This window comes from Streptomyces flaveolus (assembly GCF_000716535.1).
Taxonomy (GTDB): domain Bacteria; phylum Actinomycetota; class Actinomycetes; order Streptomycetales; family Streptomycetaceae; genus Streptomyces; species Streptomyces flaveolus_A.
Map to the genome: position 1 here is coordinate 69976 of NZ_JNWV01000021.1, position 13047 is coordinate 83022.

The following is a 13047-nucleotide window of genomic DNA, read 5'->3' on the forward strand; positions in this document are numbered from 1 at the left end:
CGAATCCGGAGAGCTCCATGACAGACACGCGACAGCAGCAGACCGTTCTCCTGATCGGCGCGGGTGTGATGGCCGAGGGCTATCTGCGCGCGGCCCAGGCGGCGGGCCTGCGGGTGGGCGTCGTCGAGACGCCTGCCCGGCACGCGGCCCTGACCGGGCGTTTCCCTTGCATCGTGGACTTCGAACCGGTGGCGGAGGTGACCGCGACCCGGGACGAGAGCTGGTTGTCCCCGGCCATGACCCTGGCCGGCCGGCTCGCTCCGGACGCCGTGTGGGCGTTCGCGGAGGCCCACGTCATGGCCGCGGCCATGGTGCAGCACCGCCTCGGACTGCCGGGCCCCGGTCTCGACGCCGCGACCGTCTCCCGCAACAAGGCGTTCCAGCGCGCCGAGTTCCACCGCGCGGGCCTGCCGCAGCCCGGCCACCGGCACACACTGCGGCTGTCGGACCAGCGGGAGTGGGCGCTCGCCCGGCTGCCCGTCGTGGTGAAGCCCGTGTCGCTGCAGGGCAGCCAGGGCGTGGAGCGGGTGGCGAGCGCCGCTGAGTGGGACGACGTGGTGGCCAGGCGGGAGAGCGAGGGCCCCCTGCTGGTCGAGGAGTACGTGGAGGGCCAGGAGTACAGCGTGGAGGCGCTGGTGCATCAGGGCCGGGTCCTGTTCACCAACCTCACCCGCAAGGAGACCAGCGGCCCGCCGTACTTCGTCGAGCTGTTCCACGAAGCCGGCTACGGCGCCGACCGGCCCCTGCTGCGCAAGGCCGCTGACGAGCTGTGTGCGGGCGTCGTGGAGGCCCTGAACTTCTCCACCGGCGTCGTCCACCTGGAGTTCCGCGCACGCGCCGACCAGGATTTGGTGATCATGGAGGTGGCCGTCCGCACCCCGGGCGACCACATCATGGAACTCGTCGCCCGTGCCCATGACTTCGACGTCTTCGCCGCCTGTCTGAGCCTGGCCCTCGGCGAGGTTCCGGAGACGCCCGAGGAGCCGGTACGCGCCGCGGGCAGCCTCTTCCTGTCGGCGCCGGAAGCGGGCCGCTTGACCGCGCTCGACCTGGCCGCGTGGGCGGCCCGGCCCGAGGTCGCCGGACACGACGCCCGCCTCTCGTCCGGCGCGCGGGTGCGCCCCGCGCAGAACTCGGGAGATCGCCTCGCCTGGGCGGTGCTCGAGTGCTCGACCGGGCAGGAACTGCGCCTGCTGGCGAAGCGGCTGGTCAGCGAGGCCGTGGTGGAGATCGACCCGGCCGACGCGCCCGCCCCCGGGGCGTGAGCCGCGTCGCACCGGCCACGTCCTGCCAACACCCCCATCAGATCGAGGAGTCCCATGTCCAAACAGCGCGTCCTGATCGTCGGCGGACGGATCGAGAACGTCCGCAAAGCCAAGGAGCAGGGGTACGAGGTCGTCTTCCTGCAGCGCCCCGAACTGTTCCTCGCGGAGCACGCCAAGCTGGTGGAAGCCGCGCTGCTGGTCGACTACCGGGACTGGGACATCCTCGAACCCCTGATCACCGCGGCCCATCAGGTGTACGGCTTCACGGCCGCCGTGACGACGAGCGAGGCCGGGCTGGAACCCGCCGCGCGCATCAACGACCTGCTGGGGCTCGGCGGAGTCTCCCACGAGGTGACCCTGCTGCTGCGGGACAAGCTCCGCATGCGCCGCCATCTCGCCTCCGTCGCACCGGAGATCACCGTCGCCGCCGAGGAACTCGACGGCCGGGAGAGCCTCGACCGGTTCGCGGCGGCCCACGGATACCCGTTCATCGTGAAGCCGGTGGACGGCATCGCCAGCCTCGGCCTCCAACTGGTCACGGAGGAGGCGGAACTCGACCGCGTCTGGGAGACGGCCCGCGGACTGCGCGGGGCGGAGCACCAGTTCGCCTCGGCGTTCCCCCTCGAGCGGTTCATCATGGAGGAGTACGTCGACGGTCCGGAGGTCAGCGTCGAGGCCTTCACCTTCGCCGGCCGGCACGTGATCGTGGCGATCACCGAGAAGCTGACCTCCGACAACTTCGTGGAACTCGGCCATGTCGTGCCCGCCCGGCTGGCCCCGGAGTCGGCCCGCGCGATCGAGCGCTGCGTGCGGGCCTTCCTCGACGCGATCGGTCTCCAGGAGGGCCCGAGCCACACGGAGGTGCGGCTCTCGGGCCGGGGGCCCCGGGTGATCGAGTCGCACAACCGGCCGGGCGGCGACCGCATCCGGGACCTGGTGGAGGCGGCGTACGGCTTCGACATCGAGCGGTACACCGTCGCCTGGGCGAGTGGCACACTGCCGGCGCTGGAGAGCAGGCCCCCGTTGCGTCAGGCCGCGGCGACCCGCTTCCTGAGCGCGGAGCCGGGCACGGTGACGGCGGTGGAGGGGGTGGCGGAGGCCGCGGAGCGGACGGACGTGCTGACCGTCGCCCTCGACGTCGCCGTCGGCGACACCGTACGGCCGCTGCGCTCCAGCTGGGACCGGATCGGGCAGGTGGTCGCCGTGGGGCCGGACGCGGACGCCGCGCTCGCCCTGTGCGAGAAGACCGGCGCGAGCGTCGTCGTCCGCACGGAGGTTCCGGCCGATGCCCCCGAGTGACCCGGCGCGCCCCGCGCCGCAGGCGGACCCGCCCGTCCAGCAGCCCGGCGCCCCCGCGGGTTCCGGCCACGTCGAGATCACGTCCGAGGAGGAGCTGCGCGGCCTGATCGGTGAGGCGAACCCGGTCGTCTTCGGCAAGGCGACCCGGCGGCTGGGCGAGTTCGAGCGGGCGTGGATCCGGCACACACCGCTGGTGATGATCGCGACGGCGGCTGTGGACGGCACCTGCGACGTGTCCCCCAAGGGCGATCCTGCGGGCTTCGTGCAGGTCCTCGACGACTCGACACTGGCGGTGCCGGACCGGCCGGGCAACCGGCGGCTCGACAGCTGGCGCAACGTCCTGCAGAACCCGCACGTCGGAATGATCTTCGTGATTCCGGGGCGGGGCGACACTCTGCGGGTCAACGGACGGGCGCGGCTGGTCCGTTCGCCGGCGCTGCTGGACGGGATGGTCGTCAAGGGCAACCGGCCGAAACTGGCGCTTCTGGTGGACGTCGAGGAGGCCTATTTCCACTGCGCGAAGTCGTTCATGCGAGCCGGTGTCTGGGATCCCGGGTCCTGGACTCCCGAAGCGGCGCCGTCCAGGGCGCGCATCGCCAGGAGCACGGAGTGGAAGGACGTGCCCCTTGACGTGCTCGAAGAGCGGTACGGGGCGTCCTACGAGCGCCGCCTCTACCCGTGACCGGCGGACCGCGCGTGACGACGGGCACGACCACCGACGTCGTGGATGCCAGGGATCGTCCATGGAATGACGAAGTGAACATTCGGTAATTGCCAACTCTTGTCAAGCCTTGCCAAGTCGGTGACGACAGGGCTAGCTTGATGGCGTCAGGCGGGCCGCACGGGGGAATTGGCCACCTCTGGAGCGTGCCTTGCCCGCGGTCAACGGTGATCGCATCTCTCACTCAACCAGCGACAAGGCAAGGATCGATCATCGTGAAGGTTCTCGTGGGCGGACTGGCCGCCCTGGCGCTCTCCCTGCTCCTCTCCGTGGGGCACACTCCGGCCCAGCCCTCGCTCGAGAGGTCCGTGAGCACCCAGGCGTCCGCGGTCACCGAGCCCATCGACTGGCCCTGAGGGTCAACACTTGCAAAAACGCAACCTTGCCAACTTTAGACAAGGTTTGCCATACTTGGTCTGGGGGAGTCGCCGCGGCGACTCCCCCAGAGTGCCTTCTAGGGCCGTACGCGCCTGTGCGGGGCGCCGCTGGCTGAACCCGATCATCACCCTCGAGGACGGATCCACTCATGCTGGAGCAGCCGAGCTTCGGCCGACGCCTGCGTCAGTTGCGACTGCAGCAGGGAAAGTCGCAGTCGGAGCTGACCGGACCCGGAATGTCGGCCGCCTATCTGTCCAGGCTCGAATCCGGGGCACGCCCTCCGACCGACCGCGCCGTGGCGTACCTGGCCGAGCGGCTGGACGTGCCGGTCGAAAGCTTCGCCCAGTACTCCGAGAACGATCTGGCTGATCTGGTCATGACCCTCTCCTCCCGACCGCCCGGTGAGCGTGACGGGGAGATCCGCGACCTTCTCAACGACGCGCTCAGCACCGCCATCGACGTGGACGCCACGACGCGCTGGGAGGCTCTCGCCCTCTTCGCCCGCCAGCACTCGGCACTCGGCGAGTTCCAGGAGGAGCGCACCGTCCTGGAGAAGCTGGAGGTGATGAGCCGCGAGCTGAACCGCCCGGCGCTGCACGTCTACGTCCTGCAGCGCATCGCCCGATGTTGCCGCAACCTCGGCGACATGGAGGGTGCCCGGCGCTCGGCCCAGGAAGCGCTGGAGCTCACCCGCCGGCACCAACTGCGCGTACTGACCGCGGACCTCGTCCGCGCCAAGCTCCTGCTCATCTCCGCCGAGGCGGAACTCGGCAACCTCGCGGAAGCAGCCGCCCTCAGCACCGAAGTCTGCGAGAGTCTGCCGCACGGCGAGGGTGCGCTCGCCGCCGAGACCTACTGGACCGCGTCCACCGTCCAGGCCAGGCAGGGCAACTTCAGCCAGGCGTTCGAGTTCATCGAGAGGGCGCTCGCGGCCCTGGACAGCCGCGAGGAGCTCACCCTGTGGATGCGCCTCAGGCTGGCCGCGGCAAGCCTGTCGCTCCAGTCCCTGCCGCCCCGCCTCGACCGGGCCGAGGCCCTGCTGACCGAGGTGGAGCCCGCGCTGGGGCTCGCCGGTCCGCAGCGGAACGTACAGGAACTGCTCCTCCTCAAGGCCCAACTGGCCTACCGGCAGGGAAACATGGAGCGTTCCGCCGAAATCGTCGCGGCCGGCGAGGACGAAGTGCACCTGCTGACGTACCGGGACCAGATCCGCTTCAGGCTGCTGCAGGAACTGCTCGCCAACTACGGCGGCGACGCCGACGCGGTCCACCGCATGCGGGACCTGGCCGCGCAGGTGCAGGCGGCGCGGATGCCGGACCTCAGCGCGGAGGTGTGGCGCGCGGTCGCCGAGAGCGCCCTGGTCCAGAAGTCGGCCTGATCCAGAAGTCGAGGCCTCCCTGTGCTGAACAGGGCGGCCTCGGAGCGGGCGCGGGTGGCGAGGTGAGTCGGGTTGGCCGGAGCCTGGTCCTGGTCGGGTCGGGGCCGGTTCAGGTTCCGGGGTGCCCGGCAGCCGTCCAGGCGGCGTACTCCTGGCGTACGTAGAGGCGGCGGCCGCGGCCGAGTGCGATCGCGTCGGGATGGTGCGGACCGGCCACGAGGTCGGGGTGGTGGCGGTCGTGCAGGACGAGTTGTTCGGCGGCTTCCGCGGCGGCCGCGACCGGGCCGGGACCGGGGGCGGCGCAGGCCAGTCGGTCCATGAGGGCGGCCCGGCGCAGCAGTCGGGCGCGTTCGGCGGCCGTCGCGTCGGCCGGGGGACCGGTGCCGGGCCCGGCCCGGCGGCCGTCGCGCTCGGCCTCGAGTGCGAGCACCTGGTGCAGCTCGCGGCGCAGGCCCGGTGCGTTGGCGTACGCCTCGTGCAGGGGCGGGACGTCGATGCCCTCGCCGTCGTCCGGGGTGATGTCCATGGTCACTCCTCCTGGTCATGACGAGCACTCAGGCAGGCGCGGACCTCGCGGCCACTGCCGGTCTGGCGGGCCTCGGTCGACTGGGCAAGGTACTGGACGATGCCCGTGCCGCGGCCGTGTTCGTCGGAGGAGATGTCGGGGCGGTGGCGTTCCACCGCCCCGCCGGAGTCGGTGACCACGATGTGCAGCGTGCCGTCGTGGAGGACGAGCCGCAGGGTCATGCGCTCGCGGCCGTACTGGGCGGCGTTGGCGGCGAGTTCGTCGACGATGAGAATGGCGGAGTCCCGCTCGCTCGCGGGTACCTGCCAGGCTTCCAGCAGATCCGCCGTGAAGTGACGGACCGCGTAGACGTGCGCCTCCTGCGCGGGCAGGGTGAGCAGCGCCTCGTGGCGGCAGGGCCAGCCGGGCTGCGGACTGGTGCGGGGGGAGTCGGTCACGAACATGGTCTTCTGGCTCTTCTGTGAGTGTGCGGAGACCGGGAAGGGGGACCACCGGCAGCGCCCTTTCGGGTTGTCGGCGGGCTGACCTGCATGGCGCGCTCATGTGGTTTCACGGGTGACGCATGCCGAACGGTTCGGGTGGTCGGCCTCTTTGTTCGGCTTCTTTCGGTTCACATCAGGGGGTGGCCCGGCCGGGCTCGCGGCCCTCTGCCGGCACGCGCCGCCGTACGCGGGCGGACCGGGCACCTGTAGCTCGCTTCCCCGCCGGTGGTCGTGCCGGGTGGGGTGCTGTACGTAGCGCCGCTGAACCGGGCAGAAACGTGCTCGCTTCCCCGCCCGTGGTCGTCCCGCACGGGGCGCTGTGCGTAGCGCCGCTGAACGGGCAGAAACGCCCCTGCGGACCGTCGTGCCACGGAGCCGGGGAGCAACACCCCGCCCCTGCCCGCGCACCGGCCGGGCCACGCCGGTCAGCTTCTCAGCGACGGAGGGACCGGTGCCGGCTCCCGAGGTCCGCCACGCCGATCCGTGAGCTGTCGTGGTCGGACGGCCCCACCGCCGCCGGAGCCGTGCCGCCTGGTGGAACCGGCCGGCGACGGCGGCCACGCGCGTGCCGGAGGAGGCCATGCCGGCGGCCACGCGCGTGCCGGAGAAGGCCGTGCGCGTCGTCCTGTGCGCGCCCTCGGGCTGGGCCACCGGTCGTAGGCGGCTCACGTCCCGTCGGGTGCCCGGGCCCCTCCCGGCCTCTCGTCCCGCCCCGCGCTCGCAACGGGTGGCCGTCGTCGGGTCACGCCCGGATCGTGACCAGCTTCTGGCCGTTGTCCGCGATGATCTCGAAGTGCTGGATGGCCTCGGGGGCCATGGCGACCGTCCCGGGGATCGTGGTGCCGGACGGGTACTTGCCGGCCCACCAGGTGGCGCCGTCCGCCCTGACTCCGCCGGGCCCGACCGCTTGCAGCCGGCAGGTGGTCCCGGCGGGCGCCCCCCTGGCCGAGACCTGTAGGACACTGCCCCAAGCGGAGGGCGAGACCTTCACCGAGGCGGAGACGCCGGTGGCGGGATCGCTGCCGGAAAAGGTGCGCGTGAACGTGGGCGCGCTCGGCCCGGGCGGCGTCGCCACGCTGCCCACGGTGCCAACGGTGGCCAGCCACGTGCCGCCGGCCGCTGCCGCGACGAGCACCACTGAGGCGGCCGCCCCGGCCAGTTGCAGGCGCCGGGTTCTGCGGCGCCGGGTCGCGGCCTGCTGGAGCAGCCTCTCCAGCACATCCGGCGTCCGGGGTGTCACGGGCACGGCGGACGCCGTGGGCCCTTCGGGTGAGGGGCCGCGCACGGTTTCGCCCGCCCGCGCCACCAGCCGGTCGGCCAGGTTCCCGTCGGCCGCCGGCACCGTACGCCCCGAAGCCTCCGCCAGGGTCACCGTCGCCAGCAGCGCGGGCAGTCCCGCCAGCCGGGCGTGCTCCGCCTGGCACTCGGCGCAGTGCGCGAGGTGGGCACGCACCGGCTCCGCTTCCTCCGGTGGCAGGGTGCCCAGAACGTACGCTCCGAGCGCCAGCCGGAGATCGTCGTGTTCCGCACTCACGGTCGCCACCTCCCGCACGCCTCTGTCATGGCTCGATCCCGCGTTCCTGCAACGCCAGCCGCAGGGCGTGAAGGGCGTAGTACGTCCGCGACTTCACCGTGCCCAGCGGGATGCCCAGCCTGCGTGCCGCCTCCGCCATGGTCCGGCCCTGGTAGTAGGTCTCCAGGAGGACGGCGCGGTGGTCCGGGGACAGCGACCGGACGGCGTCGGCGACCGCCCAGCTCTGCAGTGCCTGATCGATCTCGTCCTCCCCCGGGTTCTGCTCGTCGGCCCGCTCCAGCGCCTCGCCGCCGGTCTCGGCCGGCCTCGCCTGCCGGGCCCGGTGGGCGTCGATGACCAGGTGCCGGGCGACCGTGCACAGCCACGCCCGGGCCGGGCCGCGTGCGGGGTCGAACGCGGCGGGGTGCTGCCACGCCCGGAGCAGCGTCTCCTGCACCACGTCCTCTGCCCATTGCCAGTCTCCCGAGGTCAGCCGCAGTACGTAGTGGAACAGAGGTCCCGCGTGCTCGGCGTACAGCGTGCGCAGCAGTTCCTCGTCCGCGGTCGAAAGGGTCCCTTCACCAGAGACACGGTCTGCGGAGCGATCCGGACGGGTCCGCTGGCCACGTTTTTGGTTCCAGGGCATGAGTCGATCGTCGCGCACATGTACGCCTTTGTCCTGTAATGCACAGGAAGGCACAGATGACGTTCGGCGAGTCTCGTGGGCGAGGTGTCCCGGCCGGACCGGCGCACCGCCGACACCCAGCGTGTGTGATGCCGGGAACCCGGGCCGACCTGCGGCGACACCGATTCGCCCCGAAAAGGTGCGTATCTGTCGAACCGTGGGGCCTCGCCGTCCGTGAAGCCGGACAAGAGCCGACTCCGAGGCGATGTCCCACCGGTTCCCCTCGTGGCAGAGGAGGGGGCGGAAGTGGCCGGGACACGCCACGCGACGGAGGCGCTCCCGGCGCCGCCCGCCCCGCCCCCGACCGCACCCTCGCGGCGCGGGGCGCGTCGAGGCGAGCGGCGTGCACGGGGCAGTACCCCTGTTCGTCCGCCGGCCGCTCGGTGAGGGGCACGCGCCCACGAGACACGGCATCCACCACACATCCGCGCGGGTGCGCGCGCCGCTCCGGCGCGGTTCACGCCTCCGCCTGATCAACGAGGAACGGACACCATGTACCTGAACCTTCGCACGCCAGGCCGCCGGTCACGCGCGGCGGCCGGGATGGCCGCCGTCATCGTCACCACCGGCGGCGCTCTGGGGCTCCTGAGCGCCTGCGGCCAGTCGTCGCAATCCCCGGCAACCGGAGCCGGTGCCCTCACACCCGGCCCGGGCCAGCACCGGATGGCGGGGATGCCCGGCGCCACGGGGCCGGGGGGCGCGGCGGGCTCCGCTCCCGGCGCCTCGGCCATGCCGAGCATGAGCATGCCCATGAGTCCCCCGGCCAAGGGCGCGCAGGCCGCGCCGGTCACCGGCAACGCGGTGGCGATCAAGAACTTCGCGTTCTCCCCGGCCAAGCTGAAGATCAGGGTGGGCACGACGGTGACGTGGACCAACCAGGACACCGACGCCCACACCGTCACCAGCACCGGATCGGGCGGCCCGTTGCGCTCGGCCGCCCTGGCCACCCACGCCACCTACCGCCACACGTTCACCAAGCCCGGCACCTACGCCTACCTCTGCACCATCCACCCGTTCATGACCGCCACCGTGGAGGTGACCCGATGAACGACCACTGGAACAGCCACGATGGAGCACCGGCCGACGACACCGGCCGGCCCGACGCCGAGCACGGTATGACGCGGCGTCAACTCATGCGGCACACCGCCTGGTTCGGAGGCGCGGTGGTGCTCACCGTAGCCAGTGGGCAGGTGATCAGTGAGATCGCCGACTCCCGGGAAGGCACCTCCCGGGGCATCGCCGGGGCCGCCGACGCGGACAGCGGGGCGCTGCGGTTCGTACAGGTCTCCGACAGCCACATCGGGTTCCAGGGTCCGGCCAACATGGATGTGGCCGGCTCGTTCTCCGAGGCGATTCACCAGGTCAACACGCTCGGCTTCCGGCCCGACTTCGTGATGCACAGCGGCGACCTGACCCACCTGTCCACGGCCGGGCAGTTCGACCAGGTCTAGCAGATGATGAGCGGTATGCGGACGGACCGCGTCTTCACCGTGCCGGGCGAGCACGACTCCATCGGCGACGCGGGCCGCGCCTACCGGCGGACCTTCGGCGCGGGCACGCTCGGCGACGGCTGGTACAGCTTCGACACCCACGGCGTGCACTTCATCGCCCTGGTCAACACCCTGAGCCTGGAGAAGCTCGGCCACCTCGGCCACGCCCAGATCGACTTCGTCCGCAAGGACCTCGCCGGACTGCCGTCGGACACCCCCATCGTGGTCTTCAGCCACATCCCGCTGTTCGCCATGTACCCGCGGTGGGGCTGGAGCACGGACGACGCCCTGAAGGTCATCGCCCTCCTGCGCCGCTTCTCCTCCGTCACCTGCCTCAACGGGCACGTCCACCAGCTCTTCACCAAGACGGAGGGCAACATCACCTTCCACTCCGCCACCACCACCGCCTACCCCCTGCCCCATCCGGGCCGCGCTCCCGCCCCCACCCCGCAGGTCGTCCCCGCCCGGCAGCTCAAAGAGGCACTCGGTATCCGCACCGTCGGCTACCACCGGGGCGAGCGCGAACTGGCCGTCACGGACCAGAGGCTCACATGAACACCCGACGACTCCTCGCCCCCGTCCTGCCGCCGGCGACCGCCGCGACCCTCGCCGCCGGCGGATACCTCCACGCCCGGCTCTACATCGACGGCTACCACTCCATCCCCGTCATCGGTCCCCTGTTCCTGCTCCAGGCCGGCGCCTCCCTCGCCCTCGCCGTCCTGCTGCTGGTCGAAACGCCACCCCTGCTGCTGAGGATCGCCGCGGCAGGCATCGCGCTCGGCGCTCTGGGCGGCTTCGCCGCTTCGCGAACAGTCGGAGTGTTCGGATTCACCGAGCACGGTCTGCGACCCGCGCCGCAAGCCGTCCTCAGCCTCCTCGCCGAAACCGGCACGCTGCTGCTCCTCGCCGTCTGGCAGGTGACCCTGGCCGGACGCCCGCGCGCTGCCCGGCCGCCCGTCGGGGCTGCCGCCTGCGCCACCACCCGCACACCACCCGGCTGAACCACCCGAGGGACACCCCCATGTACCTGCAACCACGCCCAGGGATCGCCTGGCCCAGCCCGCGCCTGCGGGAACTGAACAATGCCGTACGCGCCCTGCTCGACCTGGACGACGACACAGCCGTCGTCATCCGTCAGCTCAGCCGTGGCGCGGCCGGCCACCCACAGCCGGAGACCGTCGTCGCGGTGCTGCCCATGGATGGCGAACCCCACCGCTGGGTGCTCCACCGCCCCGCCGAGCAGATCACCGAGCACGAGCTGCGGGCCACCCTGCTCGGCCACGCGCCGCGCTGACCGGCACCGGGCGGCCCCGGAGATCGCGAGCACCGCGCGGTGAAGGGCCACGGGTGACGGCGCCGATGAGCGACCGAGCCGCGCCCGAGCCGAGCCGGCCCGCCGTCGCCTTCGCGCCGGTGCACGGATGCGCACCGGCGTACGGCACGGTCGCCGGGCGCGGAGCCGGGACCGGCCGGGGAGGCAGGACGAGTCAGCAGCCGGTACTCCTGCCGTACTGCGGCTCGGCCTTCCTGGCGGGCGGGCCCCTTCCCGCTCTGCCGGAAGCCGCGCCAGGCGTACCGGGCAGGTCCTCGCACAAGGCGGCCAGGAACCGGGCGCGGCCCGGGGTGGGGAGCAGCAACGGATCAGGGGTCCGTCGGTGTCCCGTACGCCTTGAGACACCGACGCGGGGGGGCAGCAGCTCGGTAGCTCGCCGGAATCCTGACCCGGAGGTCGCGTGGTTCAAATACCGCCCCCTTACCGGGATCCGGCTCCTGGGTGTCAGGCTTCGCGGGCGTACGACGTGAGGCGTTCGGCGAGCGTGATGACGAGGTCGCGCAGTTCGTCGGGGCGCTCGATGACGAACGGCCGGTCCAGTGAGGCGAGTACCGGAGGCAACCAGTCGAGCCGCTCCACCCGCAGCTCGACGCGCAGCCAGCGTTCGGTCGCCCGGTCCTCGTCCGCCACGGGCGCGTACTCCTCCAGGCTCGCGACGCCCGCGGGAAGGCGGGCGCGGATCTGCTCGACCGTCCCGTGGATCCGCAAGGTCACCTCATGCCGGTACTCGGCCGTGGCGAACCCCGACAGCACGCGCTGTGCCGGACCGGGCCCCGCGGGCGCTTCGAAGGAGCCGGGCAGGGTCCTCGCGTCCGCGATGCGATCGAGCCGGAAGGTCCGGTCCTCGCCGATCCGGGCGTCCTCGGCCGTGACGTACCACCGGCCCGCATGGGCGACGATCCCGTACGGGTGCAGCGTGCGTTCGCTGCGCTGTCCGTCGCGGTCGGTGTAGCGGATCGAGACCGGCCGGCGGTGGTGCACCGCGTCGGCGATGGTGAGCAGGACCTCGGCGTCCGGGGTGTCGAACTCGCCGGGCCGATCCGTGAAGGCGAGAGCCTCCAGGAGTGTGTCGAGCCGACGGGCGACGTGCTTGGGCAGCACCCGCCGGATCTTCGCCGACGCCGTCTCGCTCGCCGTGCGATCCGTCGTCGTCAACCCCGCTCGGCGGCCGGCGACCAGGCCGAGCAGCACGGCCAGCGCCTCGTCGTCGCTGAGCATGAGCGGGGGCAAGCGGTACCCGGGGGCGAGCCGGTACCCGCCGTAGCGGCCGCGCACCGATTCCACGGGCACGTCCAGGTCGATCAGCTGGTCCACGTACCGCCGCACGGTGCGCCCTTCGACGCCGAGCCGGTCGGCGAGTTCGGCCACCGTCCGGGTGCCTCCGGACTGCAGCAGCTCCAGGAGTGTCAGCACGCGGCCGGTGGGTCGGGGCATGTTCGCAGCCTAACGCGAATACCGGACCGATTCTGTCCACTATTTCTCCTAGCCTGCGACGTGCACGCCTTCAGCACGGCCATAGGAGATTCCCATGGACTTCGTCTCGATCCGCATCATCACCGGCGACGTAGCGCGCCTCGTCGAGTTCTACGAGCGAGCCACAGGAGCGCGGGCGACGTGGGCCACCGAAGACTTCGCCGAACTCAGGACCGCGGGCGCCACCCTCGCGATCGCCGGCACCCGCACCGTCCCGCTGTTCGCCCCGGGCTCCGCCCGCCCGGCGGACAACCACAGCGTGATCATCGAGTTCCTCGTCGACGACGTGGACCGCGTGCACCAGAACCTGACCGGCTTCGTCACCGACTTCGTCAGCGAGCCCACCACGATGCCCTGGGGCAACCGGTCCCTGCTGTTCCGCGACCCCGACGGCAACCTCGTCAACTTCTTCACCCCCGTCACCCCGGCGGCCGTCGAAAAGTTCGCACGCTGGGTGCCGACAGCATCAGCGCTCCCTACGCTTCACTGATTTCGGGCCATAAC

At 71.9% G+C, this 13047-nt stretch carries 16 protein-coding genes and 1 tRNA gene; 12 read left to right on the top strand and 5 right to left on the bottom strand.

What is annotated here, in order from left to right; genetic code table 11:
* Positions 1 to 17 precede the first annotated feature (17 nt).
* From OO52_RS23525 to OO52_RS23540, 5 genes are all read left to right on the top strand, one after another.
* Entirely contained in the window at positions 18 to 1265 is a 1248-nt protein-coding gene (locus OO52_RS23525; protein WP_051818542.1) for an ATP-grasp domain-containing protein, read from the top strand.
* Positions 1266 to 1319: 54 nt separating this feature from the next.
* Positions 1320 to 2564, top strand: coding sequence for an ATP-grasp domain-containing protein (locus tag OO52_RS23530; RefSeq protein WP_030646395.1), 1245 nt, complete (start codon positions 1320 to 1322; stop codon positions 2562 to 2564).
* Positions 2551 to 3246, top strand: a complete 696-nt coding sequence (locus OO52_RS23535) for an MSMEG_1061 family FMN-dependent PPOX-type flavoprotein (RefSeq protein WP_234337928.1) — start codon at positions 2551 to 2553, stop codon at positions 3244 to 3246. Before OO52_RS23530 ends, OO52_RS23535 begins: the two co-directional genes overlap by 14 nt.
* A 254-nt stretch (positions 3247 to 3500) precedes the next feature.
* Positions 3501 to 3641, top strand: a complete 141-nt coding sequence (locus tag OO52_RS50945; RefSeq protein ID WP_158712546.1) for a hypothetical protein — start codon at positions 3501 to 3503, stop codon at positions 3639 to 3641.
* Positions 3642 to 3811: 170 nt separating this feature from the next.
* Positions 3812 to 5041 (top strand): helix-turn-helix domain-containing protein, encoded by a 1230-nt coding sequence (locus tag OO52_RS23540; RefSeq protein WP_030646387.1) that lies wholly within the window; start codon positions 3812 to 3814, stop codon positions 5039 to 5041.
* A gap of 109 nt (positions 5042 to 5150) precedes the next feature.
* On the opposite strand, the gene OO52_RS23545 is transcribed toward OO52_RS23540, so the two are convergent.
* From OO52_RS23545 to OO52_RS23560, 4 genes are all read right to left on the bottom strand, one after another.
* Positions 5151 to 5567, bottom strand: a complete 417-nt coding sequence (locus OO52_RS23545; RefSeq protein ID WP_030646385.1) for a hypothetical protein — start codon at positions 5565 to 5567, stop codon at positions 5151 to 5153.
* Between the two features lie 2 nt (positions 5568 to 5569).
* Positions 5570 to 6010 carry an ATP-binding protein gene (locus OO52_RS23550; protein WP_234337929.1) on the bottom strand — a complete coding sequence of 147 codons (441 nt, stop codon included), beginning with the start codon at positions 6008 to 6010 and terminating at the stop codon, positions 5570 to 5572.
* 781 nt (positions 6011 to 6791) lie between these two features.
* Positions 6792 to 7583: an anti-sigma factor family protein gene (locus OO52_RS23555; RefSeq protein ID WP_030646381.1), complete on the bottom strand. Its 792-nt coding sequence runs from the start codon at positions 7581 to 7583 to the stop codon at positions 6792 to 6794.
* A 25-nt stretch (positions 7584 to 7608) separates the two neighbouring features.
* A complete protein-coding gene (locus tag OO52_RS23560; protein WP_078629985.1) occupies positions 7609 to 8208 on the bottom strand; it encodes a sigma-70 family RNA polymerase sigma factor in 600 nt (199 codons plus the stop codon).
* A gap of 777 nt (positions 8209 to 8985) precedes the next feature.
* On the opposite strand from OO52_RS23560, the gene OO52_RS23565 reads away from it, so the two are divergent.
* The 6 genes from OO52_RS23565 to OO52_RS23585 all read left to right on the top strand — a co-directional run bounded on the left by OO52_RS23565 (position 8986) and on the right by OO52_RS23585 (position 11493).
* The gene (locus tag OO52_RS23565; RefSeq protein ID WP_234339721.1) at positions 8986 to 9294 is read left to right on the top strand and encodes a plastocyanin/azurin family copper-binding protein; all 309 of its coding nucleotides are present in this window, start codon (positions 8986 to 8988) and stop codon (positions 9292 to 9294) included.
* Positions 9291 to 9698: a hypothetical protein gene (locus OO52_RS52890; protein ID WP_234339719.1), complete on the top strand. Its 408-nt coding sequence runs from the start codon at positions 9291 to 9293 to the stop codon at positions 9696 to 9698. Before OO52_RS23565 ends, OO52_RS52890 begins: the two co-directional genes overlap by 4 nt.
* A gap of 15 nt (positions 9699 to 9713) precedes the next feature.
* On the top strand, positions 9714 to 10292 hold the full coding sequence (locus tag OO52_RS52895) for a metallophosphoesterase family protein (RefSeq protein WP_234339718.1): 579 nt from the start codon (positions 9714 to 9716) through the stop codon (positions 10290 to 10292).
* Positions 10289 to 10738: a hypothetical protein gene (locus OO52_RS23575; protein WP_030646375.1), complete on the top strand. Its 450-nt coding sequence runs from the start codon at positions 10289 to 10291 to the stop codon at positions 10736 to 10738. Before OO52_RS52895 ends, OO52_RS23575 begins: the two co-directional genes overlap by 4 nt.
* 20 nt (positions 10739 to 10758) lie before the next feature.
* Positions 10759 to 11031 carry a hypothetical protein gene (locus OO52_RS23580; RefSeq protein ID WP_030646373.1) on the top strand — a complete coding sequence of 91 codons (273 nt, stop codon included), beginning with the start codon at positions 10759 to 10761 and terminating at the stop codon, positions 11029 to 11031.
* Between the two features lie 390 nt (positions 11032 to 11421).
* Positions 11422 to 11493 (top strand) — tRNA-Arg (locus OO52_RS23585).
* 21 nt (positions 11494 to 11514) lie between these two features.
* Here the strand turns inward: OO52_RS23585 and OO52_RS23590 are convergent.
* Positions 11515 to 12504, bottom strand: a complete 990-nt coding sequence (locus tag OO52_RS23590; RefSeq protein WP_030646371.1) for a helix-turn-helix transcriptional regulator — start codon at positions 12502 to 12504, stop codon at positions 11515 to 11517.
* A gap of 94 nt (positions 12505 to 12598) precedes the next feature.
* On the opposite strand from OO52_RS23590, the gene OO52_RS23595 reads away from it, so the two are divergent.
* Positions 12599 to 13033, top strand: coding sequence for a VOC family protein (locus tag OO52_RS23595; protein WP_051818540.1), 435 nt, complete (start codon positions 12599 to 12601; stop codon positions 13031 to 13033).
* The last annotated feature ends 14 nt before the right edge of the window (positions 13034 to 13047 follow it).